Source organism: Cryobacterium sp. TMB3-10 (assembly GCF_004402305.1).
In the GTDB taxonomy this organism is placed as follows: Bacteria; Actinomycetota; Actinomycetes; order Actinomycetales; family Microbacteriaceae; genus Cryobacterium; species Cryobacterium zongtaii.
The window spans coordinates 609,098-632,950 of the sequence record NZ_SOGH01000020.1; the positions used below are offsets into that span (position 1 = coordinate 609,098).

The 23,853-nt window shown below is 67.4% G+C and carries 17 protein-coding genes and 2 tRNA genes; 8 read left to right on the forward strand and 11 right to left on the reverse strand.

Annotated elements, in window-relative coordinates; genetic code table 11:
• Window positions 1–66: 66 nt before the first annotated feature.
• Entirely contained in the window at window positions 67–867 is an 801-nt protein-coding gene (locus E3T22_RS10955) for an ABC transporter permease (RefSeq protein WP_134480182.1), read from the forward strand.
• Entirely contained in the window at window positions 864–2,603 is a 1,740-nt protein-coding gene (locus E3T22_RS10960) for an ABC transporter ATP-binding protein (protein ID WP_134480107.1), read from the forward strand. The genes E3T22_RS10955 and E3T22_RS10960 overlap by 4 nt, the downstream gene beginning before the upstream one ends.
• A gap of 162 nt (window positions 2,604–2,765) precedes the next feature.
• On the opposite strand, the gene E3T22_RS10965 is transcribed toward E3T22_RS10960, so the two are convergent.
• On the reverse strand, window positions 2,766–3,233 hold the full coding sequence (locus E3T22_RS10965) for a hypothetical protein (RefSeq protein WP_133163859.1): 468 nt from the start codon (window positions 3,231–3,233) through the stop codon (window positions 2,766–2,768).
• A 1,194-nt stretch (window positions 3,234–4,427) separates the two neighbouring features.
• Here E3T22_RS10965 and E3T22_RS10970 point away from each other — a divergent pair.
• The gene (locus E3T22_RS10970) at window positions 4,428–5,966 is read left to right on the forward strand and encodes an HNH endonuclease signature motif containing protein (protein ID WP_134480109.1); all 1,539 of its coding nucleotides are present in this window, start codon (window positions 4,428–4,430) and stop codon (window positions 5,964–5,966) included.
• A 35-nt stretch (window positions 5,967–6,001) separates the two neighbouring features.
• Here E3T22_RS10970 and E3T22_RS10975 read toward each other — a convergent pair whose 3' ends face one another.
• Window positions 6,002–8,920 carry a hypothetical protein gene (locus E3T22_RS10975; protein WP_134480111.1) on the reverse strand — a complete coding sequence of 973 codons (2,919 nt, stop codon included), beginning with the start codon at window positions 8,918–8,920 and terminating at the stop codon, window positions 6,002–6,004.
• Window positions 8,921–8,966: 46 nt separating this feature from the next.
• Window positions 8,967–9,590 carry a hypothetical protein gene (locus tag E3T22_RS10980; RefSeq protein ID WP_088456382.1) on the reverse strand — a complete coding sequence of 208 codons (624 nt, stop codon included), beginning with the start codon at window positions 9,588–9,590 and terminating at the stop codon, window positions 8,967–8,969.
• A 416-nt stretch (window positions 9,591–10,006) separates the two neighbouring features.
• Here E3T22_RS10980 and valS point away from each other — a divergent pair, with 416 nt between their 5' ends.
• Genes valS through E3T22_RS10995 form a run of 3 tightly spaced genes read left to right on the forward strand, consistent with a single transcriptional unit; the run spans window position 10,007 to window position 13,315 of the window.
• Window positions 10,007–12,589: a valine--tRNA ligase gene (valS, locus tag E3T22_RS10985; RefSeq protein ID WP_134480113.1), complete on the forward strand. Its 2,583-nt coding sequence runs from the start codon at window positions 10,007–10,009 to the stop codon at window positions 12,587–12,589.
• A 10-nt stretch (window positions 12,590–12,599) separates the two neighbouring features.
• Complete coding sequence (locus E3T22_RS10990; RefSeq protein WP_088456384.1) at window positions 12,600–13,046, forward strand: GNAT family N-acetyltransferase; 447 nt, start codon at window positions 12,600–12,602, stop codon at window positions 13,044–13,046.
• Between the two features lie 2 nt (window positions 13,047–13,048).
• A complete protein-coding gene (locus tag E3T22_RS10995) occupies window positions 13,049–13,315 on the forward strand; it encodes a hypothetical protein (protein ID WP_088456385.1) in 267 nt (88 codons plus the stop codon).
• Between the two features lie 53 nt (window positions 13,316–13,368).
• Here E3T22_RS10995 and E3T22_RS11000 read toward each other — a convergent pair whose 3' ends face one another.
• From E3T22_RS11000 to E3T22_RS11010, 3 genes are read right to left on the reverse strand one after another with little or no spacing between them, the layout of a single operon-like run.
• The gene (locus E3T22_RS11000) at window positions 13,369–14,580 is read right to left on the reverse strand and encodes a thiolase family protein (protein ID WP_134480115.1); all 1,212 of its coding nucleotides are present in this window, start codon (window positions 14,578–14,580) and stop codon (window positions 13,369–13,371) included.
• Window positions 14,561–16,006, reverse strand: a complete 1,446-nt coding sequence (locus E3T22_RS11005; protein ID WP_134480117.1) for a class I adenylate-forming enzyme family protein — start codon at window positions 16,004–16,006, stop codon at window positions 14,561–14,563. The genes E3T22_RS11000 and E3T22_RS11005 overlap by 20 nt, the downstream gene beginning before the upstream one ends.
• Window positions 16,007–16,038: 32 nt before the next feature.
• Entirely contained in the window at window positions 16,039–16,905 is an 867-nt protein-coding gene (locus tag E3T22_RS11010) for a class I SAM-dependent methyltransferase (RefSeq protein WP_088456388.1), read from the reverse strand.
• Between the two features lie 67 nt (window positions 16,906–16,972).
• On the opposite strand from E3T22_RS11010, the gene E3T22_RS11015 reads away from it, so the two are divergent.
• Complete coding sequence (locus E3T22_RS11015) at window positions 16,973–19,018, forward strand: M3 family metallopeptidase (RefSeq protein WP_134480119.1); 2,046 nt, start codon at window positions 16,973–16,975, stop codon at window positions 19,016–19,018.
• Window positions 19,019–19,099: 81 nt separating this feature from the next.
• Here E3T22_RS11015 and clpX read toward each other — a convergent pair whose 3' ends face one another.
• From clpX to E3T22_RS11040, 5 genes are all read right to left on the reverse strand, one after another.
• Window positions 19,100–20,380, reverse strand: coding sequence for an ATP-dependent Clp protease ATP-binding subunit ClpX (clpX, locus tag E3T22_RS11020; RefSeq protein WP_088456390.1), 1,281 nt, complete (start codon window positions 20,378–20,380; stop codon window positions 19,100–19,102).
• 158 nt (window positions 20,381–20,538) lie between these two features.
• The gene (locus E3T22_RS11025) at window positions 20,539–21,225 is read right to left on the reverse strand and encodes an ATP-dependent Clp protease proteolytic subunit (RefSeq protein WP_370028119.1); all 687 of its coding nucleotides are present in this window, start codon (window positions 21,223–21,225) and stop codon (window positions 20,539–20,541) included.
• A 12-nt stretch (window positions 21,226–21,237) separates the two neighbouring features.
• Window positions 21,238–21,837, reverse strand: coding sequence for an ATP-dependent Clp protease proteolytic subunit (locus tag E3T22_RS11030; protein ID WP_088456392.1), 600 nt, complete (start codon window positions 21,835–21,837; stop codon window positions 21,238–21,240).
• A 165-nt stretch (window positions 21,838–22,002) separates the two neighbouring features.
• Complete coding sequence (gene tig, locus E3T22_RS11035; RefSeq protein ID WP_134480120.1) at window positions 22,003–23,424, reverse strand: trigger factor; 1,422 nt, start codon at window positions 23,422–23,424, stop codon at window positions 22,003–22,005.
• A 54-nt stretch (window positions 23,425–23,478) separates the two neighbouring features.
• Window positions 23,479–23,555: transfer RNA gene (locus E3T22_RS11040), tRNA-Pro, on the reverse strand.
• Window positions 23,556–23,761: 206 nt separating this feature from the next.
• On the opposite strand from E3T22_RS11040, the gene E3T22_RS11045 reads away from it, so the two are divergent.
• A tRNA-Gly gene (locus E3T22_RS11045) sits at window positions 23,762–23,835 on the forward strand.
• Window positions 23,836–23,853 lie beyond the last annotated feature (18 nt).

Below are 23,853 nucleotides of genomic sequence, written 5' to 3' on the forward strand. Positions count from 1 at the left end.
CAGGCGTCGGCGACCGGTCACAGTGCCGGCCGCTCCCAGTCATCCGCTCCCGGCGGGTTCGGCAGCATGCGGGCCTCCGTGGTGGAGCTCGCTGCCGTGCTGGTGGCCATGCTGCTGCTCACCGCGGCGATCGCGCCGCGCCTGCTCGCCCCGGGCGACCCGCTCGCCATCGACCCGCTGGCCGCGTTCGGCGCCCCGTCGTGGGACCACTGGTTCGGCACCGACGAATCGGGCCGGGACATCTACACCCGCGTCGTCGACGGCGCCAGGGACTCCCTCCTGATCGGCCTCACCGCCACCGTGATCGGGCTCGGCCTCGGTGCGGTCCTCGGCACGATCGCCGGCACCCTCGGCGCGGCCGTGGACTTCACGGTCAACAGGTTCCTCGAGGTGCTGTTCGCGTTTCCCGGGCTGCTGCTGGCGCTGCTGTTCATCCTGGTGTTCGGTCCGGGTCCGGGCAGCGCCATTGTGGCGGTGGGGCTCTCCACGGCGCCGGGCTACGCGCGCATCATCCGAGCCCAGCTGCTGCGGGTGCGCTCCTCGGCGTTCGTGGAGGCCGCCACCGTGCAGGGCCTCGGTCGCGGCCGGATCCTGGCCAGGCACATCCTGCCCAATACGCTGGCGCCGCTGTTCGTTCTCGGCACCCTGGGAATCGGTCAGGCCATCGTCTGGGCCGCCGCGCTGAGCTACCTGGGGCTGGGCGCGCAACCGCCGGCCGCCGAGTGGGGCGCCATGCTCTCCGCCGGCCGCACCTACATCACCTCGGCCTGGTGGATGAGCTTCTTCCCCGGTCTGTTCATCGTGATCACCGCTGTGTGCGCGACGACCCTCGGCCGCTCGATCGAACGACGGATGAGGCACGCATGAGCGCCACGGATTCACGCAGCGCCGGCCCGCATCCGGCGGTCGCCCTGCGGGTGCGCAATCTCCGGGTGGGTTTCGGCGATGCGTCCGCCGCCGATGTCGTGCGCGGCGTCTCGTTCGAGCTCCGCGCCGGCGAATGCCTGGCCATCGTGGGCGAGTCCGGTTCGGGGAAGAGCGTCACCGCGCGGAGCATCCTCGGACTGGCCGGCACCTCCGCTCGGGTCAGCGCCGACGAGCTCAGCCTCGCCGGCGAGTCCGTGCTCGGGTTGTCGGAGGCAGCCTGGCGCCGCCGCCGCGGCCGGGACGTGGGTCTGGTGCTGCAGGACGCTCTTGCCTCCCTCGACCCGCTCCGCCCGATCATTCGCGAGATCGGCGACTCGCTGCGCCTGCACACCCGCCTCGACCAGACCGAACGCAGCCGCAAGGTCCTCGAGATCCTCGCCGCCGCAGGACTGGCGCAGCCGGAGCTCTACGCGGGCCGGCGCTCCGGGGAGCTCTCCGGCGGCCAGCGCCAGCGGGCGCTGATCGCCGCCGCCCTCGCCCTCGATCCCCCACTGTTGGTGGCAGACGAACCCACGACAGCCCTCGACGTGACCGTGCAGGCCCAGGTGCTCGACCTGCTCGAGCAGGTGCGCGGCCGGGGAACGGCCATCGTGCTGATCAGCCACGACCTCGCCGTGGTGAGCCGCATCGCCGACCGGATCGCCGTGATGCACGAGGGCCGCATCATCGAGACCGGCACAACGGCCGAGGTGCTGCAAAACCCCCGGCACGCCGAGACCAGGCGGATGCTGGCCGCGGTTCCCGTGGACAGGCCGCGCGGGTCCAGGCTCGCGCCGGCGACGGCCGTGCGGGAGCCTGTTGTCGCGAACCCGCCCGCGCGCGTCCCCGAGCGGATCCCCGTCAGTGTTGCGTCCCGCACCCCGCCGGTAGAGTCCGTTGCCGAACCGGTCATCGCCCTGGAGGCCATCGGGCTGTCCAAGTCGTTCCGCGGCCCGCACGGCACCATGCACCGCGCCGTCGACGAGGTGTCCTTCCGGCTGCCCGGGGGAAGCACTCTGGGCATCGTGGGCGAGTCCGGCTCCGGCAAGACCACCACCGCCAGGCTCGCCCTCGCGCTCACGGCCGCCGACACCGGTGAAGTGCGCCTGCTCGGCGAGGCGTGGAGCACGTTGCCCGAACGCGACCGCCGGGCCAGGCGGCCCCTGGTCGGCGCGGTCTACCAGGACGTGCTGGGATCATTCGACCCCCGGCTGAGCGTGCGCGAGATCCTCCGCCATGCCGTCGCCGCCACCGCCGGGAGCAGCACCGGAGGTGGTTCGGCGGGGCGCCGCGCCACGGCCGCCCGCGTGTCCGCACTTCTTGACGATGTCGGCCTGGCCGAGACCCTGTTGGATCGCCGGCCCACCGACCTCTCTGGCGGGCAACGCCAGCGGGTGGGCATTGCCCGGGCCCTGGCCTCCAGCCCCCGGATCCTGATCTGTGACGAACCCGTTTCGGCGCTCGATGTGAGTGTGCAGGCCCAGGTCCTCGACCTGCTCGACGAGCTGCAGCGTGAGCTGTCGTTGAGCCTTCTGTTCATCTCCCACGACCTTGGCGTGATCCAGCACGTCAGTGACCACGTCGCCGTGATGAACGACGGCCGGATCGTCGAGACCGGCACCGCCGCCGAGGTCTTCACCAGGCCGGCGCATCCCTATACCCGTGCGCTGCTCGCCGCCGTCCCGCGTCTGGCCTAGTACCAGCGAAAACGAATTCTCGCATCCCGTAAAATTTTGGTGGATTAGTTTCCCACCGTCTCGGCAGTTCGGGCTGCGACTGAACACTGTCTAGTTTGCTGCCTCAGGTGACGAAGCGCCCCCTCGCATCAGTTTGGGGGCGCTTCGCCGAATTAGGTTACGTTAGGACCAAGCGAAACCCGCGCGGGTGTCACCTTGACGGTAGATCGCGGTGAGTGCAAAAACCTTCTTCGCGACCAAGTTCAAAACTGCTGCGGCCTTCGCTCTATTACCTTTTTGCGCATAGTCCCGAAATTGAGCGGCAGCCTGCTGCACTCCTGCTGATCCAGCTGGCACGGTCCCGGCAAGTAACTCGAGAGTGTTATTCGCCTGTCGGATGGCTTCTTCCCTGTTTGCCTGTGGGGTACTTCCTGTCGCGATCCTATTCGCATAGGATTGCAAGTCTGAAGCCATGTTATCGAGTGCGCTGACGTTGGGCTGGATTGCCGCGCTCGCTGATTGCGGCAGGCCGAGACCTAGGGCCAGGGCCAGCGCCGCGACCAAGGCCACAATCAAGACGGGAATCCGTCTGGCTGAAGTGTCAGTGGGTGATGATTGTGAACTGCCTAATGCCAAAGCTCCGTTTACCATGATGTTCCTCTTTCATTTGATGAGTCGATCACTACCGGCTAAGTTGCGGGCGAAATTTCCCCCCCTGCATTCACCGTTGGGGTGAGCCTAGTGGGTCAATAAATCTACGAAGGCTAGTGAAGGCGATCGTCGTGGTCCGGTCCGTCTGCCGTTATGCCAACCGACAGCGGATGCCAACCACGAGCCGTGACCATCAGTTGGGTGACAAGGGCGCTCCCCATCCGCGTAGAAGGTTATTCTTCAGCGTGTTGTTGCGATCGGCAGCGCCAGAGGCGCGTCCTCTCGCGAAGTTTTGGTCGCGTTGCCCTCACCGAAACGGGCGCAAGAACCTTGTTCTGACGCTCGCCGTGCTCCAGTCTGCTCGACTGTAAACTTACATTCGCGACCGCTCCGCGGTGTTTCGGCAGACCCCAGGCCGACCATTGGACGACGAGAGTCTCACCAGCCGCAGGAAGGCCTCCAAGCTCGGCTTCCCATCCTCGTCAACCAGAGCACCTCAGTTCTATGATCAATGAGGCACCCGCCTCGTCGGTCAGTTCACGTTGGTTCGGGCGGCTTTACCCTTGGCGCAGTCAGCGGGGCTAAACGCGTGTGAGCGCTCAGCAACACCGGCATTCCCGCCCGAGGAGGTGCTACACGCCTTCGAACAGATCGCCATCCCAGCAGCATCGACGCTACGTCCACCGCTTAGGGAGCATCTTGAAGGTTTGTGCACGCCACCACCCGATCGGCTTGGAGTCGCGACCCGTTTTGACGCAAAAGGACCGGGTCTTCTCAAAACTGGACAAGAGCAGTCGAGCATCACCACCAAACAGCGTTCCACCTGTGATTTTGACTGGGAAGTCAGGGCAGCAAGGCTGCGGGACCTAGCTGTACTGAGCCGACAGGTTGGTGACATTCGGGGTTAAAAAGGGGAGAACCTCCGGTTCTTGGGGAGATGTCAAAGTCGCCACGAACACGGAGGTTCTCATGCCCCACGCTAATACCCGTTTGACCCTTCATGGAAGGTCGTTGCTGATCGAACGGGTGATCGTCGCTCTTGGCGATTTCGAGGGTGGCGGGACATGTTAGCGAGCGAAGGGACCGTCGATGCGTCCGGGTCCGCGGCTCCTCCACAGGCGGCCGGTTTGAGTGCCTTTCCCCACCCGGTTCTGAAGGGGCTGGAGTGGCGGTGGTCGGTGCAATTATCGGGGTATGAGCAGCCCAGCAGAGCGGTTCCCGACCGACCCGGAGGACCCGGGTCACGACGCCCGCGACAGCGCGGGCGGACCCAATCCCAGCCCGAATCCCAACTCTGAAGCAGCCCCCGATGCCGGCGCAGCGGCGCACGCCCGCCGGCGCCGCCGCACCCTGCAGGAACAGGCCCAAGCCACCCTCGCGCGGAAGGTAGCCACGGCCAGGAAGGCCCACCGCAGCATCGCGAAGGCGACCGCCAAGCGGGCTCGCGCGCTGGCGGACCTGCAGCGGTGGAGTTCCGACCCGGCCACCGCGAAACTGCTCAACCCCGACTACGCCGCCGAGTCGGTGCGCGGGCCGGTCCTCGCCGACGCCGACGCCAGCCCGCGGAAGATCCCGGCGTGGGAGGACCAGGAGATCGCCCGCCGCACGATCACGACCGAGGTCGCCTGCTCGCTGCGCCTGGCCGATCGCACCGCGGAGAACCTGATCGGTGAATCCTCCTTGTTCGCCGGCCCGATGCAGGCCACTTTGACGGCGATGAGTTCCGGCGAGATCAGTTACCGGCATGGCCAGGTGTTGATGGAGCAGCTCAGTTTCCTCCCGCTCGAGGAGGCCGCCGAGTTCGAAGCGAGGTTGCTGCCCGTGGCGAAAGACCTCACGGTCGGCAAGCTCGCGGTGAAGGCCCGGCGGATGCGGGAGCGGGCGCACCCGGAGACCCTGACCCATCGGGCCACCGCCGCGGTTGCCGAACGCGGGGTCTGGTGGGAGGGTCGGGCCGATGGCATGGGCACTCTGACCTGGTACGGCACCGCGGTGCAAACCCAGGCCGCACTCGACATGTTGACCAGCATCGTCGAAACCACCCAGGCCTTAGAACGACACGACGCGTCGATTCCCGAGATGGACCGGCGCACGATCGGCCAGATCTGCGCCGACGCGATGGCCGACCTGGTCCTGGACGGGGTCACCCCCGCCGGCACCGGCGGCGGCATCCGCGGCAGCGTGATGGTCACCGTCCCGGTCTTCACCCTGATGGGCCGAACCATGGAACCGGGATTCCTGGAAGGGTACGGGCCGATCCCGGCCGACACCGCCCGGGAGATCGCTGCCGGCTGCCCCAGCTTCATTCGGATACTCACCCACCCGGAGACCGGGGCCGTGCTTTCGGTCGGAAAAGAACACTACACAGCCCCCGCTGATATGCGCCGTTGGGTTGCGCTGCGGGACGGCACCTGCCGCTTCCCGGGCTGCACCCGGCCCGCCTCCCGCAGCGATATCGACCACACCATCGCCCGGGAACACGGCGGACCGACCGACTACGACAATCTGGCCCACCTCTGCCGCGCCCACCACCGGCTCAAACACCAAACCCTCTGGGCCGTGGTGCAAGAACCCGGCGGGGTGCTGCGCTGGACCTCCCCGGCCGGGGAAACCCACCGCACCTACCCGGAAACCACCCTCGGGCCACCACCCACACTGGCCCCCACACCCGAACCACCGGCGACATCGGCACGGCCGCGGACAAGCGACCTGCCCGACGATCCGCCGTTCTAGTCGGGCGGGTTCGGGCGAACTCCGCTATTCCACGACTACGGAGCGATCGTGACACCGGGGCTGACCCCCGCCGCGAGGGTCCCCGACGTCGCGGTGAGCGTGTAGCTCCCCGCCCGATTCACCCGGCAACCGGCGAACGTCGCCACACCGGACACCGCGGCACGAGGGTTACTGGTACACGTGAGAGTGGCGCCTGCCGGGGTCGTCAGCCTGACAGTGACCGAGGCCGAACTCGCAACGACGTTGCCGCTGGCATCCTGGATGGCCACGCTCGGCTGGGTGCCCCAGACCTGGTTCACCGACCCACCCGACCCAGCCGCAACGAAGACCAGCTTGCTCGCGGCACCGGGCGTGACCGTGAATGCGGGACTCACGGTCGTCAGGGTGCCGGCGGTTGCGGTGAGTGTGTACGTACCGGCCTTGTCGATGCTGCATCCCGAGAAGATGAATCCCCAACCGACGTACGACGGCGCGGGATTTGTCGCGCAAGCCAGTGTTGCGCCGGCAGCATTGGTCAGGGCAAGCGTGGCCTGCCCGGTCGCGGTGACAGCGTTACCGCCTGCGTCTTGCACGGTCACTGCCGGCGTGTTTCCGAACGTGGTCGCCGAGGTCGTCGACCCTGGTGAAGAGACGAAGACCAGCCGGGCAGCGGGCCCGGTCGCGACCGTGAAGCTTGCGCTCGTGGCGGCGGTGAGATTGCCGGACACCGCCCGCAGCGTGTAGCTGCCGGCGCGGTCGACGGCGCAGCCGGCGAATGCGGCTGCGCCCGACAGCGGGGAGAGCGGGTTCGTCGTGCAGGTCAGCGTGGCTCCGTTTGCGGTGGTCAGGCTCAGTGTCACCGGCGTGGTGCCGGTCGCGATGTTGCCGCCGGCGTCCTGCACCACGACCGTGGGTTGGCCGGAGAACGCCACGCCGCCGGTCGACCCACCGGGGTTGACGCTGAAAGCCAGTTTCGCTGCAGGACCCGGGGTCACCGTGTAGCTGCCACTGACAGCCGCGGTCAGGACGCCGGATGTGGCGGTCAGCGTATAGCTGCCTGCCTTGTCGATCCTGCAGCCGGAGTACGTCGCAACCCCGGACGCTGCCGCCTTGGGGTTCGCTGTGCAGTACAGCGTGGCCCCGGCAGCGGTCGTGAGCTTCAGGGTCACGGCGGCGGTGCTCGCGACGGTGTTGCCGCCGGCGTCCTGAATCGCGACCGCGGGTTGGGTGTCAAAGGTGGTGTTGTACCGGGTCGTGCTCGGTGCCGACGTGAAACCCAGTTTCGTGGCGGGTCCGACCGCGATGGTGAAGCTTGCGCTCACGGCCGCCGTGAGTGTTCCCGAGCTGGCGGTCAGGGTGTAGGTGCCCGCCCGCCCGATAGAGCAGCCAGCAAATGCGACGGTCCCGGTGCCCGTGGCCGGGTTCGCGCTGCAGGCGAGGGTTGCCCCCGCCGCTGTGGTGATCGCCAGGGTGACCGGCATGGTGGTGGCGACGGCGTTGCCACCCGCGTCCCGTACGGCGACCACGGGCTGGGTGCCAAAAGCTCTCCCGCCGGTTGAGCCGGACGGGCTGGTGGTGAAGACGAGGCGAGCGGCGGGACCAGCGCTGATCGCGACGGATCCGCTCACGGCCGCGGTCAACCCGGCCGCGGTCGCGGTCAGGGAGTAGCTCCCGGGCTTGGTGATTTTGCAGCCGGCGAAGGTAGCGGTTCCGGCCACGGCAGCTCTCGGGTTGGCCGTACAGGTGAGGCCGGCCCCTGCTGCGCTGGTCAGGCCCAGGGTGACGGCCGCTGTGCTGCTGACGGTGTTCCCGCCGGCATCCTGGATCGCCAGTATCGGCTGGACGGCAAAGGCTGTGTCCACCGATGTGGAACCCGGTTGGGCCGTGAAGACCAGCTTCGAGGCCGGGCCCGTCGTGATGGTGAATGTGGCGCTGAGAGCGGCGGGAAGTGCGCCGGAACGGGCGGTCAGGGTGTAGGTTCCGGCCCGGTCGATGCGGCAGCCGGCGAATGACGCCCGGCCGGAGACGGCGGCTACCGGATTGGCCGCGCAGGCCAGGGTCGCCCCAGCCGGATTGGTCAAGGTCAGGGCCACGCTGGCGGTGCTCGACGCGGTTTCCCCTTCGGCGTTCTGGATGGCCACGACGGGTTGACGGGCCCAGGCGACGCCGCCGGTTGACCCGGAGGGGGCGGTCGTGAAGGCCAGTTGGGTTGCGGGGCCGGCGGTCTCCCAAGAGCTGCCGGCCATGGTTGTGGAGGCGCTGAAGGCGGCGGTCACCTCGGTTGGCGGTGCCGCCACCAGTGTGACGGCGATCAGGGTCGCAACGACTCCCACTGCGGCCAGTTCGGCCGGAGCAACCCGCGGGCCCCTCCCCTGGCGGGACGGTCGGAAGTGACGTCCACGGGGCCGGCGCGGCCGGGGGTTCGCGGCGCCGTCCAGCGCGACGACGACGACGGCCGCGGCGGTGAGGATCAGCCACAGCACTAGCGGAGTAATGGCCGTCGTGGTCAGCCAGAAGGCGGGCAGCCCGATCCAGGGGATCAGGAGCTGGGCTTGGCTGATAATGTCGCCCCGGTCCAGGGGGCTGCTGTCCACGCTCTGGTTGGCGTCACCCGCCGTGATGAGCGACCCGTCCTCGTTGGCCCCGACGACCCGGTGCAGCATGGTGCCTGCGGTGGCAGATCCGGCCGGGGCGGGGAAGCTCACGACGCGCCCGAGGGGCGGCGGAGTGTCGGCCTCCATGGGCTCGGAGAGCACGACGTCGCCGGTGCTGATCAGCGGTTCCATGGACCCGCTCTGCACGATCGAACCCGTGAGGCCGGTGAGCATCGGCAGGGTGGCGCAGGCGCCCAGGGCAAGCATCAGCACCAGGTAGGCCCTCGACAGGGTGGCGATCGTCAGGAATCCCCAGCCCCCGCGCACGGCGCGGGGCTGGCGACCGACGGTGCTGTCGGTGGATCCGCTGTCGAGGGACACTGCTACCTGATCTGTCGGGGCGCTACCTGGTGGTGGGATGGCCGAACTAGTTGCTGTTCTGCAGCTCCCAGACGAGGTCGATGCTGGTGGAGGCGCCCTGCAACGCGTCGACCTGCAGCTGGGTCAGTCCGGTCGCGTCGAAGGTCCAGGTGCCCTTGTAGGTCTTGGACTCCCCGCTGGCGTTTCCAGTGGTCGTCCATGCGCTACCACCGGTGGCGTAGTCGCTATTGACCGTGGACAGCGTGGCCAACGACGCTGCCGGCAGGACCGGGACCGCCGGGTCGATGACGAAACCCGTGCAGTCGGCGAAGCTCCCGCCGGTGCCCTGTTCGATCTTCAGCTTGATGTATTTCTCCAGTCCCTGCGCCGAGGGCGACAGGTTCTGCACATAGGCCTTGACTACCCCGGCGACGGACGACGATGCCGTCACGACGAGGCACTTCTCGCCAGTGTCGCCAGGCGTGACATTGGTGACCTGGAAGCCGGCGGTGCCGTTGTCGTCGTCCGTGAGGGCCACGCTTCCGGTGCTCCAGCTATTGCCGGGGTTTCGGGTCGAGGATGAGAAGGCGGCGTTCGACGCCTGGAACACCATCGCGCCGGCGAGCAGGATGGCGGCCGGGCCAACACCAACGGTCACAATACGCCGGGCGAGGGTACTGGGTTTACGCATGACGGAATCCTTCGGTTCAGGGCAGGCCGGGGTCCAGAATGAAGGCCGCAGTATGCGACCCAATCGAAACCCTGAGTTGACCCAGTCAGGAAGGAAATTCCCCGGTAGACCCAAAAAAATCGGTTGCCCCTTCGCTCAAACTAGCGGTCTCCCACCACCGCGCACAAGTTAAATCTGAAGTATTTTCATGTCAATATTCTTCGCCATTCTGGCGACCGCCCCGGCACCGCGCCGCCCGCCCGCCAGATGTCCGCCGAAAGGCAGATTCGGTGGGAGCCACCGTCGCGATCCTCGCTCGGATCAGCCCGTTCGCCCCCTCGTCGTGCGGCCTCGGGCGCAGAATCGGCTAGATTGGTTCAGCAGTACTGAAGGCACCTCACCATCGACACGGTGCCGCTGAACCGAATCGGAGTGTCATGACCAACGCTGACCGCGTTCCCGAAAAGCCCGCCCTCGAAGGGCTGGAAGCCAAGTGGGAGACCAGTTGGGAAGCACAGGGCACCTACCGCTTCGACCGCGCGGCCGCCACGAAGGAGTCGATCTTCTCGATCGATACTCCCCCGCCGACCGCCTCCGGCTCACTGCACATCGGCCATGTCTTCAGCTACACGCACACCGACGTCGTGGCTCGCTTCCAGCGCATGCGCGGCAAGAGCGTCTTCTACCCGATGGGCTGGGATGACAACGGCCTGCCCACCGAACGACGTGTGCAAAACTTCTACGGCGTGCGCTGCGACCCATCGCTGCCGTACACGCCCGACTTCGTGCCGCCCTTCGAGGGGGGCGACGGCAAGAGCACCAAGGCCGCCGACCAGCTCCCCGTGAGCCGCCGCAACTTCATCGAACTCTGCGAACGCCTCACCGTCGAGGACGAGAAACAGTTCGAGGAACTGTGGCGCACCCTGGGCCTCAGCGTCGACTGGAACCAGAGCTACCGCACCATCGCGCCGGAGTCCATCACCGCCTCCCAGCTCGCTTTCGTCGGCAACGTCAACCGTGGCGAGGCCTACCAGGCCATGGCTCCCACCCTCTGGGACGTCACCTTCCGTACTGCCGTCGCCCAGGCCGAACTCGAGGACAAGGAGATGCCGGCCGCGTACCACCGGGTCTCCTTCCACAAGCCGGACGGCTCCACCATCGAGATCGAGACCACCCGGCCGGAACTCCTCGCCGCCTGCGTCGCTCTTGTCGCGCATCCGGACGACGACCGCTACAAGCCGTTCTTCGGCAGCACGGTACGCACCCCGGTGTTCGACGTCGAGATCCCGATTCTCGCTCACCACCTCGCCCAGAAGGACAAGGGCTCGGGGATCGCGATGATCTGCACCTTCGGCGACGTGACCGACGTGGTCTGGTGGCGTGAACTCGACCTGCCCAACCGCGCGATCATGGGCTTCGACGGCCGTATCATCGCCGAGGCCCCCGACGTCATCGTCACCCCGGCCGCGCTGGCCGCCTACGCCCAGCTTGCCGGCAAGACGGTCTTCTCGGCCAAGCAGGCCATGGTGGAGCTCCTCCGTGAGTCCGGCGACCTGATCGGCGACCCCAAGCCGATCGTGCACCCGGTCAAGTTCTTCGAAAAGGGCGACAAGCCCCTCGAGATCGTCTCCACCCGCCAGTGGTACATCCGCAACGGTGCCCGCGACGAGAAGCTTCGCGCCCGCCTGATCGAACACGGATCCGCTCTGCAGTGGCATCCTGAATTCATGCGCGTGCGCTACGAGAACTGGGTCAACGGCCTCACCGGTGACTGGCTTGTCTCCCGCCAGCGATTCTTCGGAGTTCCCCTGCCCGTCTGGTACCCGCTCGACGCCGAGTCCAACCCGGTCTTCGACCAGCCGATCATCGCCACCGTCGACCTGTTGCCCGTCGACCCGTCCTCGGATGTGGCCCCCGGCTACACGGCCGAGCAGCGCGGAGCGGCCAACGGCTTCGTCGGCGAGGTCGACGTGATGGACACCTGGGCCACCTCGTCCCTCACCCCTCAGCTGGCCGGCGGTTGGGAGCGCGACCCCGAACTCTTCGACCTCGTGTACCCGTACTCGCTGCGTCCGCAGGGCCAGGACATCATCCGCACCTGGTTGTTCTCCACCCTGCTGCGCGCCGAACTCGAACACGGCGAATCGCCGTGGAAGCACGCGGCACTGTCGGGCTTCATCGTCGACCCCGACCGTAAGAAGATGTCCAAGTCCAAGGGCAACGTGGTCACTCCCGCCGACGTGCTCAGTCAGCACGGTTCAGACGCCGTACGGTACTGGGCGGCGTCCTCGCGGCTGGGCACCGACGCGGCGTTCGACCCGAAGAACCCCACCCAGATCAAGATCGGCCGCCGCCTGGCGATCAAGATCCTCAACGCCAGCAAGTTCATCCTCGGCTTCGCCGGCGATGACGCAGCACCGGTGACCGAACCCATCGATGTGAGCATGCTCGCCCGTCTCGACGTCGTCGTCGGCCAGGCGACCGCCGCGTTCGACGCATTCGACCATGCCCGTGCGCTCGAGACCGCCGAGAGCTTCTTCTGGACCTTCTGTGACGACTACCTCGAACTGGTCAAGGAACGCGCCTACGGCGAGCCCGGTCCGGAGCAGGCGTCGGCCGTCGCCGCGCTGCGCACCGCCCTGTCGACCCTGCTGCGCCTGTTTGCCCCGTTCGTGCCGTTCGCCACCGAAGAAGCCTGGTCGTGGTCCAACGACGACTCGGTGCACCGTGCCCCATGGCCGGTCGCCTCTGGCACGACGCCGGATGCCGACAGCCTCGCGCTGCTGGACCTGGCCAGCCGGGCGCTCACAGGCATCCGCCGGGCGAAGACCGACGCGAAGGCGTCACAGAAGTCTGCCGTCGTCTCCGCCACCATCGGCGGACCGGAAGCAGAGGTTGCCCTGCTCGCGCAGGTCGCCGCCGATTTGAAAGCAGTAGGCCGGATCACGGACTTGACCTTCGTCAAGGCCGATGAGCTGGTCGTAACTGATATCGTGCTCGCCACGGTGTCGGAAATCTAAGGAGAACCGCATGTCAATCAAGGTCCGCCCGCTGGGCGACAAAGACTTCTTCCCGTGGCTGGGCCTGCTCGAAGGGTATAGCGAGTTCTCCAAGAGCGACCTGACCGACGAGAAGGCTCTGCGTGTGTGGAGCTGGATCATCGACAAGAACCATGACCTCGACGGCGCTGTCGCGGTCGACGACAACGGGGACTTCGTCGGATTCACGCTCTACCGACCGTTCCCACGCACCCTCAGCGGCGACGTCGGACTGTTCATCGACGACCTCTTCGTCACCTCGGCTGTCCGTGACGGCGGGGTGAGCAAGTCCCTGCTGGAATTCGCCCGCGAGTACGCCAAGGCGCACAATTACCGCACCCTGCAGTGGGTCACCACGGCAGACGACAAGTCCGCCAAGAAGCTCTACGACGAGGTCGGCACCCGCACCAGCTTGGTCACTTACCAGGCCGAGGTCTAACCATGCAGCTCGGAACCCGCTGGTCCCTCGGCGCAGAACCGCCGACCGGGCTGCCCGAGGTCGTCGTCATCGCCCTGCAGGCGGTCGAGGGCGACCTCGAGGCGCTGCCCGACGACACCAGCGCCTGGCGATGGACGTTGACCTGGCTGGAAGGCAACCCGGTCATCGAGCTCGACGACGGCACCGTCATCCGGTTCGACCCGAAGGAAGACAGCGCCACCATCACGCAGCCCGCCATCGTCATGGACGATGACGAGGACTGGATCTAGTCTTCGTTCCGCCACTGCCCTTGTTCCGCCACTGCCCGTTTTCTCCCAGCGCCCTAGCTCTCCCACCGCCACAGGGCGGCGAGCCCCAGTCCGCCCGCGATGCTCAGGGCGCTCAGGGATAGCTCGCCCGCCGAAGCCTCGGCGCGGCACTGGCTGAGCAGGCGCAGAACCAGCAGCGCGCCGGAAGCTCCGTAGGGGTGCCCGAGCGCGATGGCACCGCCCTGCAGGTTGGCGCGCTCCACCGGGACCGCTATCAGGTCCAGCGATGCCAGCGTCTGCGACGCGAACGCCTCGGTGAACTCGACCCGGCCCAGCTGCGCGGCCGATACACCGGTGCGGGCGAAGAGTCTGAGCGCAGCCGCCCCGCCGCCGATCCCGAGCAGGTTGGGGTCGACGCCCGCCGGCACCGCATCTACGAAGGCCAGGCAACCGGATGCGCCGAGAGAGGCCGCCCGCGCCCGGCTGGTGACAACCACAACCACGGCGCCATCCGCGTCGCCGCAGGAGTTACCGGCCGTGACCGTTCCCCCAGCAGTGAACACCGCCGGAAACCGGGCCAGGAGGCTCGGGGTCAAGGTCGGCCGCGGTCCGGAATCCACCGAGACCGGCCCGTTCGCCGTCTCAACGTCGACGATCTCGGTGGAGAACGCGCCCGCCTGCCCGGCCGCAACAGCGAGCCGGTGGCTGCGGAGGGCAAAGGAATCCTGCCGCTCGCGTTCGATGCCGTAGGCGGCCGCGACCGTCTCTGCCGCAACGCCCATGTCCGGGTCGCCGATGTCGTCGGGCGAGAATCGCACCCGGTCGTAGAAATCCGGGGCGCCGTCCGTGGAACTGAGCCGGTGGGCTCGCAGCGGAGCCGTGCTCGTGCTCTCGACCCCGCCCGCGAGGTACAGGCTGCCGGCACCGGCCTGCACGAGCCGGCAGGCGAGAACGATGGCCTCGAGGCCCGATCCGCATTGCCGGTCGATGGTCACCCCGGGAACGGCCGGCGGAAGTCCCGCCGTGAGCAGGGCCAGTCGCGCCACGTTGCCGCCGCCGGCCACGGCATTGCCGATGATCACGTCATCGACGTCTGCGGCGGGCAGGCCACTGTCGGCCAGGACTGCCTCGAGCACCGGCGCCAGCAGCTCTGCGGCGGTCACGCCGCGTAGGGCCCCGTTGAAACGGGTGAACGCCGTGCGACGGCCCAGCAGGATGACGGGCTGCCGGTCATCAGGGATGACACCCGGCGTGGGGCTGAGCGGATCAGCGGAGGCGAACGACACGGGGGTCCTCCTCCTCGATCCACCGGGCCAGCAGGCCGCGACTGACCTTGCCGGCCGTCGTCACGGGAAGCTCGGTCAGCCGGAAGAAATCACGCGGCCGGTGCTCGCCGGCCAGCGCTGAGATGCAGGCGTTCCGCAGCCGGGCGGCGTCCACCACGGGCGCGGCGATCACGGCGGCGACGACCCGGGTGCCGACGACGGCATCGGGGCATCCCGTCACCACGGCGGCCTGCACTCCTGGCACCCGGTGCAGGGCGGCCTCCACCTCCTGCGGATACACATTGGTGCCGGCGCTGACGATCATGTCGGCACGGCGACCCAGCACGTGCAGCACGCCGGACTCGTCGAGAAAGCCTTGGTCGCCGACCGTGCACCACGCGCCGACGCGTGTAAAAGCCTCTCCGTCATCACCCCACAGGTAGCCGTCACAGACGAAGTCGCTGGCAACCTGGATGGTTCCGGTCGCACCGGCGGGGAGCGGTCGGCCGTCGTCGTCCGCGATGCGGATGCTGACCCCGGGAAAGGGCTGGCCCACGGCACTGTCGGCGCCGGCGCCGGCGCTGCCGGCAGCGTCGCCAGGGGCCACCGACGACGCCGCGACGAAGCCCAGTTCGGCGGCGCCGTAATAGCTCACGATGGTGGCGTGGGGCGCCCACCGTTGCAGCAGCCCGGTGGTGGCCGCGTCGAGCCTGGCCCCACCGCTCACGATGCAGGTGAGCCCGCGATCCACCCGGCCGGCCGCCACCGCCCGGTCGGCGAGCATCCGCAGCACGGTCGGAACGGCCACCAGCCTGCTGATCCGTTCCCGCTCGAGGCAGCCCAGCACTGCCGCCACATCAAACCTCTCCAGGGTATGGAAGCTGCCGCCGGCCTGCAGCGATTCGGCCAACGCGTAGAGGTTGAGGCTGGCCGTGAGCGGACCCGGCGCGAGAGTGCGGTCATGCCGGGTGAGGTGCAGCACCTCGGCGCTGTGCTCGAGTGACCGCTGCCAGGACCGCCGCGTGCGGCGGAAGGCCTTGGGCAGGGAGGTTGTTCCCGAGGTGAATCCGTAGAGGAAGGTGGACTCTGCCGGACCGTCGGCAAGACGCCCCGCGGTGCCTCCTCCAGGACCGGACGCACCCGGCGCACTGCGCGCATCGGATCCGGTGGCGATGCCGCGTAGGCGCCCCTCGACCTCGGCGCGCTGCTCTGCCGGCCAGTGCGGGTCGAGCATGGCGACGCATCCGCTGCCCGACACAGCCGCGAGGAAGTCAGCGACGACGTCGATGCTGTTGACCCTGTTGAGCACGGTGAGGCCGGTGCTGCCGGGGTGGTCGAGAATGCGTTGGCGCAACTGGGCATAGCTGACCACGTCGTCGTCAACGGCCACGGCGACCTGGTCGGGGAACGACTCGGCCCAGAGTTGGAGGGACGTGAGAATGGGCATCGGTACCATTTCTACCGCACTGTGCCGGCGGATCAGGACGGTTGGACGGCGATGATCTCGCCGTGCGGCATGCAGAACCAGCCGTCCGGATCCTCGGCCCACCGGTGCCACGCGGCGCTGATCTCGTGCAGGTCGCTCAGCCGGGCGGCCCCGGACTCGATGGCGTGAGCGGCGAAGTCCGCCTCGATTGCGCGCGCCGCCCAGGATTCGCCCCACCATTCCCGCTCCGCCTCCGACGAGAAGCACCAGATCGACGCGCTCACGCTCACCGTGTCGAAGCCGGCCTGCCTGGCCCAGGCCTTCAACGCCCGACCGGCGTCGGGGTCACCGCCGTCGAAGCTGTGCACCGCGCGGTACACCTGCATCCAGGAGCCGAGCCCGGCCAGCTTCGGGTACCAGGCCACGGCACCGTAGTCCGCATCGCGGGCGGCGAGGATGCCGCCGGGCTTGAGGACCCGCCTCATCTCACGCAGCGCCGCCACCGGGTTGTCCAGGTGCTGCAACACCTGGTGCGCGTGCACAATGTCCACGGATGCGTCCTCCGCCGGCAGCGCGTAGGCGTTCCCGACCGCGAACCTGGCGTTGTGCACTCCCTCATCGAAGGCCAGGCCCGCCGCCTGCTGCACGGCCAGGGCCGACGTGTCCACGCCGAGAACGGAGCCCGGCGCGAGCCGTCGGGCCAGATCGAGCGTGACGGTGCCCGCTCCGCTCGAGACATCGATCAGGCTGAGGCCGGGTCGCAAGTGCGGGAGCAGGTAGCCGGCGGAATTCTCGGCGGTGCGCCAGGTCAACACCCGTTGCGGGTGCTCGTGACCGAACGGATGCCCGGCACGAGGTGCGGTCTCCTGTCGCTCCGGGGTGTCACCCCGGCCTCCATTGCTCGTGCCGACACTGTTCATGCCGCCACTGTACGACGCCTGGCCCCGTTGTGAGCGGCCCCGTCAACCGGCGTCCTAGGCTGGGTCCATGGCCGACTCCGCGAATCCCTTCCTTGCTCCCAGCACCCTGCCCTACCAGCTGCCCCCCTTCGGTGAGATCCGCAACGAGCACTATCGTCCGGCGTTCGACGCCGGGATGGCCGAGCAGCTCGCCGAGATCACGGCCATCACGGCAGACCCCGCGGAGCCGACCATCGAGAACACCCTCATCGCACTCGAACGCAGCGGACAGGTTCTGCAGCGCGTGGCCACGGTGTTCTTCTCGCTGAGCTCGTCGGACGCCACAGAGTTCGGCACCGCACTCGAGGAGGAGCTCGCACCGCTGCTCGCAGCGCACGCCGACGCCATCCGGCTCGACTCTGCGCTGTACGCCCGTATCGCGTCGCTGCAGGAGCGACGTGATTCCCTGGATCTCGACCCGGAGACCGCGTACCTGCTCGAGCGATATCACACCGAGTACACCCTCACCGGCGCGGCGCTCTCTGACGCTGACAAAGTATCCCTGCGCGACCTGAACATGCGTCTGTCCACCCTCACCACCCGGTTCGAGAAGAACCTGCTCGCCGACACCAACGACCTCGCCGTCGTGATCGACGACGTCGCCGAGCTCGACGGGCTCGGCGACGGCGAGATCTCGGCGGCCGCCGGCGCCGCCGCCGAACGGGGTCATACCGGCAAGTACGTCATCACCCTGGTGCTGCCGACCAGCCATCCGTACCTCGCCTCGCTCACCAACCGCGCGGTTCGGGAACGCCTGCTGACCGCGTCCCGGTCACGCGGCATCCGCGGCGGCGAGCACGACAACCGCGAGCTGGTGCTCGAGATCACCCGCTTGCGAGCCCGGCGCGCGCGGCTACTCGGCTTCGCCAGCCACGCCGCATACGTCACGGCCGACGAAACCGCGAAGTCCCCGGAAGCCGTCGCCGGGATGCTGGATCGACTCGCGCCCGCCGCGGCACGCAACGCGCGCGACGAACAGCAGGCGCTGCAGGCCGCGGTACGAGACTCTGGCGGCGACTTCGAGCTCGCCGCCTGGGACTGGGCGTTCTACACCGAGAAGGTACGACAGGCCAGGTACGACGTCGACACGAGCGCCATGCGGCCGTACTTCGAACTGGAGCGGGTGCTGCACGACGGGGTCTTCTACGCTGCCACCCGGCTCTACGGGATCACCTTCACCGCACGGCCCGACCTCACCGCCTGGAATCCCGAGGCTCGCGTTTTCGAGGTCGCGAACGAGGACGGCTCCCCGGTGGGCCTGTACATCGCCGATTTCTACACCCGCGACTCCAAGCGCGGCGGTGCCTGGATGAACGCGCTGGTCTCGCAGTCCACCCTGCTGGGCACTCCCACCATCGTCACCAACAACCTCAACGTGCCCAAGCCCGCCGCCGGCTCCCCCACCCTGCTCACCTTCGACGAGGTGACCACCTTGTTCCACGAGTTCGGGCACGCCCTGCACGGTCTCTTCGCGCAGGTCACCTACCCGCGCTTCGCCGGCACCAATGTCTACAGGGACTTCGTCGAATTCCCGAGCCAGGTCAACGAGATGTGGATGCTCTGGCCCGAGGTCCTGGCGAATTACGCCAGGCACTACCGCACCGGCGAGTCCATGCCGCAGGAGCTCGTGGACCGCATCCGCGAATCGGCGACGTTCAACGAGGGATTCGCCACCAGTGAGTACCTTGCCGCCGCCCTGCTCGACCAGGCCTGGCACCGCATCACCGCCGACGACACCGTGGCGGATGTGGCTGCCTTCGAAGCGGCCGCGCTGGCCGCGGTGGGCCTGGACAACCCCGTGGTCCCCACCCGGTACGCGAGCACCTATTTCGCGCACACCTTCTCCGGCGGCTACGACGCAGGCTATTATTCCTACATCTGGAGCGAGGTGCTCGACGCGGACACCGTGGCCTGGTTCACCGAGAACGGCGGCCTGACCCGGGCCAACGGTGACAGGTTCCGTGACCGGCTGCTCGGCGTGGGCGGCAGCGGCGACCCGCTGGTCGCCTACAGGTCCTTCCGCGGTCGCGACGCGCACATCCAGCCCCTGCTCGACCGCCGCGGGCTCGACTAACCGGCCGTAAACGTAATCGACCGTGGACGCAGAACCGCCCCCGATGTGAGGTCGGGGGCGGTTCGGGACGGACGGGACCGGTTACGCGGACTTCTCCTCGCGCCGAGCCGAGTGCAGCACGATGGTGGGAGCCGCGTTCTCGAGGACCGATTCGCGGGTGACCACGACGCGGGCGACATCCGTGGCAGACGGTACCTCGAACATGATCGGTCCGAGCACCTCCTCCATGATGGCGCGGAGGCCTCTGGCACCGGTCTTGCGCAGGACCGCGAGGTCGGCGATGGCCTCGAGCGCGGGCTGTTCGAAGTCCAGTTCCACACCGTCGAGCTCGAACATGCGCTGGTACTGGCGCACCAGGGCGTTCTTGGGCACCGTGAGGATCTGCATCAGGGCGACCTGGTCGAGTTGGGTGACCGTGGTCACCACGGGCAGCCGGCCGATGAATTCGGGGATCAGCCCGAACTTGTGCAGGTCTTCCGGCAGCACCTCACTGAAGAGGTTGATGTCGTCGCCCTTGCTGTGCAGCGGGGCGCCGAAGCCGATGCCCTTCTTGCCGGCACGCTGGGAGATGATGTCGTCGAGCCCGGCGAAAGCGCCGGCAACGATGAACAGCACGTTGGTGGTGTCCACCTGGATGAACTCCTGGTGCGGATGCTTGCGGCCGCCCTGCGGCGGCACCGAGGCGACGGTTCCCTCGAGGATCTTCAAGAGCGCCTGTTGCACGCCCTCCCCGGACACGTCGCGGGTGATCGACGGGTTTTCGGCCTTGCGGGCGATCTTGTCGATCTCGTCGATGTAGATGATGCCGGTCTCGGCGCGCTTCACGTCGTAGTCGGCGGCCTGAATGAGCTTGAGGAGGATGTTCTCGACGTCTTCACCCACGTAGCCGGCCTCGGTGAGGGCCGTGGCATCCGCGACGGCGAACGGCACGTTGAGCCGCTTCGCGAGGGTCTGGGCGAGGTAGGTCTTGCCGCAACCGGTGGGGCCGATCAGCAGGATGTTGGACTTGGCGATCTCGACGTCGTCATGGATGGCGTCCGCCGCGGTCAGGGTGGCGCGGCTGCGCACGCGCTTGTAGTGGTTGTAGACGGCCACGGCGAGGGCGCGCTTGGCGGCTTCCTGCCCGATGACGTACTCCTCGAGGAATCCGAAGATCTCCCGGGGCTTGGGCAGCTCGAATTCGCTGCCGACTTCTTCGGCTCCGGCCTCGGCCAGACGTTCTTCGATGATCTCGTTGCAGAGCTCAACGCATTCATCGCAGATGTACACGCCGGGTCCGGCAATGAGCTGCTGCACCTGCTTCTGGCTCTTTCCGCAGAAAGAACACTTCAACAGGTCGGCGCTCTCGCCTATTCGGGCCATCCGTGAGCCTCCTCCATCAATGACGCTGAATTCGAGCCTAGCTTGTGCGTGTGACAGATGCGTGCAGCCACGGAACAATGCGAAACGGCGCGCCGCCTCGGGGCGACGCGCCGTTCGGTGAACAGGCTGACCAGAGGGCCAACCCGTCCGTTGCGGTACTACTTGACCAGCGTGGGCACGTTCTTGCGGCTGGTCAGGATCTGGTCGATCAGACCGTATTCGAGGGCCTCTTTCGAGCCGAGGATCTTGTCGCGGTCGATATCCTTGTGGACCTGCTCCTTGGTGCGGTTGGAGTGACCGGCGAGGGTCTCTTCAAGCCATTCGCGCATCCGCTGGATCTCGGCCGCCTGGATTTCGATGTCGGAGGCCTGGCCGCCACCCTGGCCGCCGGCCGACGGCTGGTGGATGAGGATGCGGGCGTTCGGCAGCGCGAGGCGCTTGCCGGGTGTTCCACCGGCCAGCAGCACGGCGGCGGCGGAGGCCGCCTGGCCGAGGCAGACCGTCTGGATGTGCGGACGGATGTACTGCATGGTGTCGTAGATCGCCGTCATGGCGGTGAAGGAGCCACCGGGCGAGTTGATGTACATCACGATGTCGCGGTCGGGGTCCTGGCTCTCGAGGACCAGGAGCTGGGCCATGACGTCGTCGGCCGAGGCATCGTCAACCTGCACGCCGAGGAAGATGATGCGGTCCTCGAACAGCTTGGCGTACGGGTCCTGGCGCTTGTAGCCGTAGGCGGTGCGCTCCTCGAAGGTGGGGAGGATGTAACGCGACTGCGGGGCCTGCGGTGCCATTCCACCGGGCGCCATTCCGCCGGCCTGGTGGCCAAAATTAGTGAATTCCATTTTCTGCCCGTCCTACTTCTTGTTCACTGAGTCGTCGGTGCCGCCGCCGCCGACAACCTGCGTCGCAGATTCGCGCAGGTGGTCAACGAATCCATAGTCCAGAGCTTCCTGGGCGGTGAACCAGTTGTCGCGGTCGTTGTCGATGAGGATCTGCTCGACCGACTTGCCGGTCTGCTCGGCCGTGAGCTCTGCCATCCGCTTCTTCATGTCGAGGATGACCTTGGCCTGGGTCTGGATGTCGGCCGCCGTGCCGCCGAACCCACCGGACGGCTGGTGCAACAGCACGCGCGCGTTCGGGGTGATGTACCGCTTGCCCTTGGTGCCGGAGGAGAGCAGGAACTGGCCCATCGAGGCCGCCAGTCCGATTCCCACGGTGACGATGTCGTTCGATACGAACTTCATGGTGTCGTAGATTGCCATGCCCGCGGTGATCGAGCCACCAGGTGAGTTGATGTAGAGGAAGATATCCCGCTGCGAGTCCTCTGCGGCCAGCAGCAGGATCTTGGCACAGATCTCGTTGGCGTTGTCGTCTCGCACCTCTGAGCCGAGCCAGATGATGCGGTCGGCCAGCAGTTTGTCAAAAACGCCGGGTGTAAGTGCCATTTCGGCCATGTCGCGCTCCGTTTCGCTTGTCGCTTCAGAATGAATCTATAGGGTCCAACGCGCGCAAAAGGCTCTGTTCGCCCTCGGCAGATTCACGCCGGCGGCGGTACACGCAGAACGGGCCGGATGTCCGCAGACATCCGACCCGTTTACCAGCGCCATCAGGCGTCGGGGTTACTTCTTTGCAGCAGCCTTCTTCTTCGGCTTGGCCTCGGCGGCCGGGGCCTCCTCGGCTGCTTCATCAGAGGCGGCTTCATCAGAGGCGGCTTCGTCAGAGGCGGCTTCGTCAGAAGCAGCCTCGTCGGCTGCAGGCTCGTCGTCGACGACGGCCGTGAACTCGGACAGGTCGACGGAGGCACCGTTGGAGTCGGTGACCTCGGCCTTGCCCAGGGCGATCGCGAGGGCCTTGTTGCGGGCGACCTCGGCGACCATGGACGGGATCTGGCCGTTGCCGGACAGGGCCTGAACGAACTCGCTCGGGTCCATGCCGTACTGCGAGGCACCCTGGATCAGGTACTGGGTGAGCTCGTCCTGGCTGACCTTGACCTTCTCAGCCTCGGCGATGGTGTCGAGCAGGATCTGCTGACGGAAGGTCTTCTCGCTGGCCTCGGTGACCTCGGCGCGGTGGGTCTCGTCTTCGAGGCGGTTCTCGCCCTCGAGGTGACGGTGCACCTCGTCGGCGATGATGGCCTCGGGGATCGGGACCTCGACGGAGGAGAGCAGCTGCTCGATGAGCAGCTCGCGGGCCTGGTTGCCCTGGCCGAAGACCTTGGAGCGGCCGACCTGGACCTTGAGGCTCTCGGTGAGCTCGTCGATGGTGTCGAACTCGCTGGCGATCTGCGCGAAGTCGTCGTCGGCGGTGGGAAGCTCGCGCTCCTTGACAGCGATGACGGTGACGGTGATCTCCGCGGTCTCGCCCTCGTGGTCGCCGCCGAGCAGCTTGGAGGCGAAGGTGGTGGTCTCACCGGCGGTGAGGGACTCGAGGGCCTCGTCGATGCCCTCGATGAGGTCGCCGGAGCCGACCTCGTAGGAGATGCCGCTGGCGTTGTCGACCTCGACACCGTTGACGGATGCGACGAGGTCGATCTGGGCGAAGTCGCCGGAGGTGGCGGGACGGTCGACCGTGATCAGCGTGCCGAAGCGGCTGCGCAAGGTGTTGAGTTCTTCGGTGACCTCATCGTCGGAGATCTCGACGGCGTCGACGGTGAGCTTGATGCCCTCGTAGACGGGCAGGTCGATCTCGGGACGCACGTCGACCTCGATGGCCAGCTGCAGGTCTCCGGAGAAGTCCTTGTCGCTGGGCCACTCGACGATGTCGGCCTCCGGACGGCCGAGCGGGCGCAGCTTGTGCTCATCAACGGCCTTGCGGTAGAAACCGTCGAGGCTCTCGTTGACCGCGTGCTCCAGCACGGCGGACTTGCCGACGCGCTGGTCGATGATGGCGGGCGGGACCTTGCCCTTGCGGAAGCCGGGGATGTTGATGTCTTCGGCGATGTGCCCGTAGGCGTGGGTGATGCTGGGCTTCAGCTCTTCCGGAGTCACCGAGATGGTGACCTTGGCGCGCGTGGGGCTCAGCTTTTCTACCGTGGACTTCACGTTTAAATCTCCTGTGTTCGACAGATTATGTTCGACAGATGTGCAGGGGGGTGATGGTCGGGGCGACAGGATTCGAACCTGCGACCTCTCGGTCCCAAACCGAGCGCTCTACCAAGCTGAGCTACGCCCCGGATGTCATCTCACCCGTTGGGGCCACCAACTTGGCACGCATACTCACGCGACAGGCGGATTGACCTCCGTCAGTCTAGTGCACCACCCGCAGCCCGGGGCGTCCCTGAGCGGATTCCGGGCGCGTTCCGGGGTGTTTGTCGGCGCTGGGGAAATCACGCACCGAAACCTGTACTACGATATTCGAGTGCCAGCAGGTGTGGCACATGGGGATGTAGCTCAATGGTAGAGCCTCAGTTTTCCAAACTGATGGCGCGGGTTCGATTCCCGTCATCCCCTCCATATTGCAAGGGTCTCGGG

Coding starts and splice junctions, on each gene's coding strand:
- E3T22_RS10955 (WP_134480182.1), top strand. CDS start 67: ATGCGGGCCTCCGTGGTGGAGCTCGCTGCCGTGCTGGTGGCCATGCTG.
- E3T22_RS10960 (WP_134480107.1), top strand. CDS start 864: ATGAGCGCCACGGATTCACGCAGCGCCGGCCCGCATCCGGCGGTCGCC.
- E3T22_RS10965 (WP_133163859.1), bottom strand. CDS start 3,233: ATGGTAAACGGAGCTTTGGCATTAGGCAGTTCACAATCATCACCCACT.
- E3T22_RS10970 (WP_134480109.1), top strand. CDS start 4,428: ATGAGCAGCCCAGCAGAGCGGTTCCCGACCGACCCGGAGGACCCGGGT.
- E3T22_RS10980 (WP_088456382.1), bottom strand. CDS start 9,590: ATGCGTAAACCCAGTACCCTCGCCCGGCGTATTGTGACCGTTGGTGTT.
- valS (WP_134480113.1), top strand. CDS start 10,007: ATGACCAACGCTGACCGCGTTCCCGAAAAGCCCGCCCTCGAAGGGCTG.
- E3T22_RS10990 (WP_088456384.1), top strand. CDS start 12,600: ATGTCAATCAAGGTCCGCCCGCTGGGCGACAAAGACTTCTTCCCGTGG.
- E3T22_RS10995 (WP_088456385.1), top strand. CDS start 13,049: ATGCAGCTCGGAACCCGCTGGTCCCTCGGCGCAGAACCGCCGACCGGG.
- E3T22_RS11005 (WP_134480117.1), bottom strand. CDS start 16,006: ATGCCCATTCTCACGTCCCTCCAACTCTGGGCCGAGTCGTTCCCCGAC.
- E3T22_RS11010 (WP_088456388.1), bottom strand. CDS start 16,905: ATGAACAGTGTCGGCACGAGCAATGGAGGCCGGGGTGACACCCCGGAG.
- E3T22_RS11015 (WP_134480119.1), top strand. CDS start 16,973: ATGGCCGACTCCGCGAATCCCTTCCTTGCTCCCAGCACCCTGCCCTAC.
- clpX (WP_088456390.1), bottom strand. CDS start 20,380: ATGGCCCGAATAGGCGAGAGCGCCGACCTGTTGAAGTGTTCTTTCTGC.
- E3T22_RS11025 (WP_370028119.1), bottom strand. CDS start 21,225: ATGGAATTCACTAATTTTGGCCACCAGGCCGGCGGAATGGCGCCCGGT.
- E3T22_RS11030 (WP_088456392.1), bottom strand. CDS start 21,837: ATGGCCGAAATGGCACTTACACCCGGCGTTTTTGACAAACTGCTGGCC.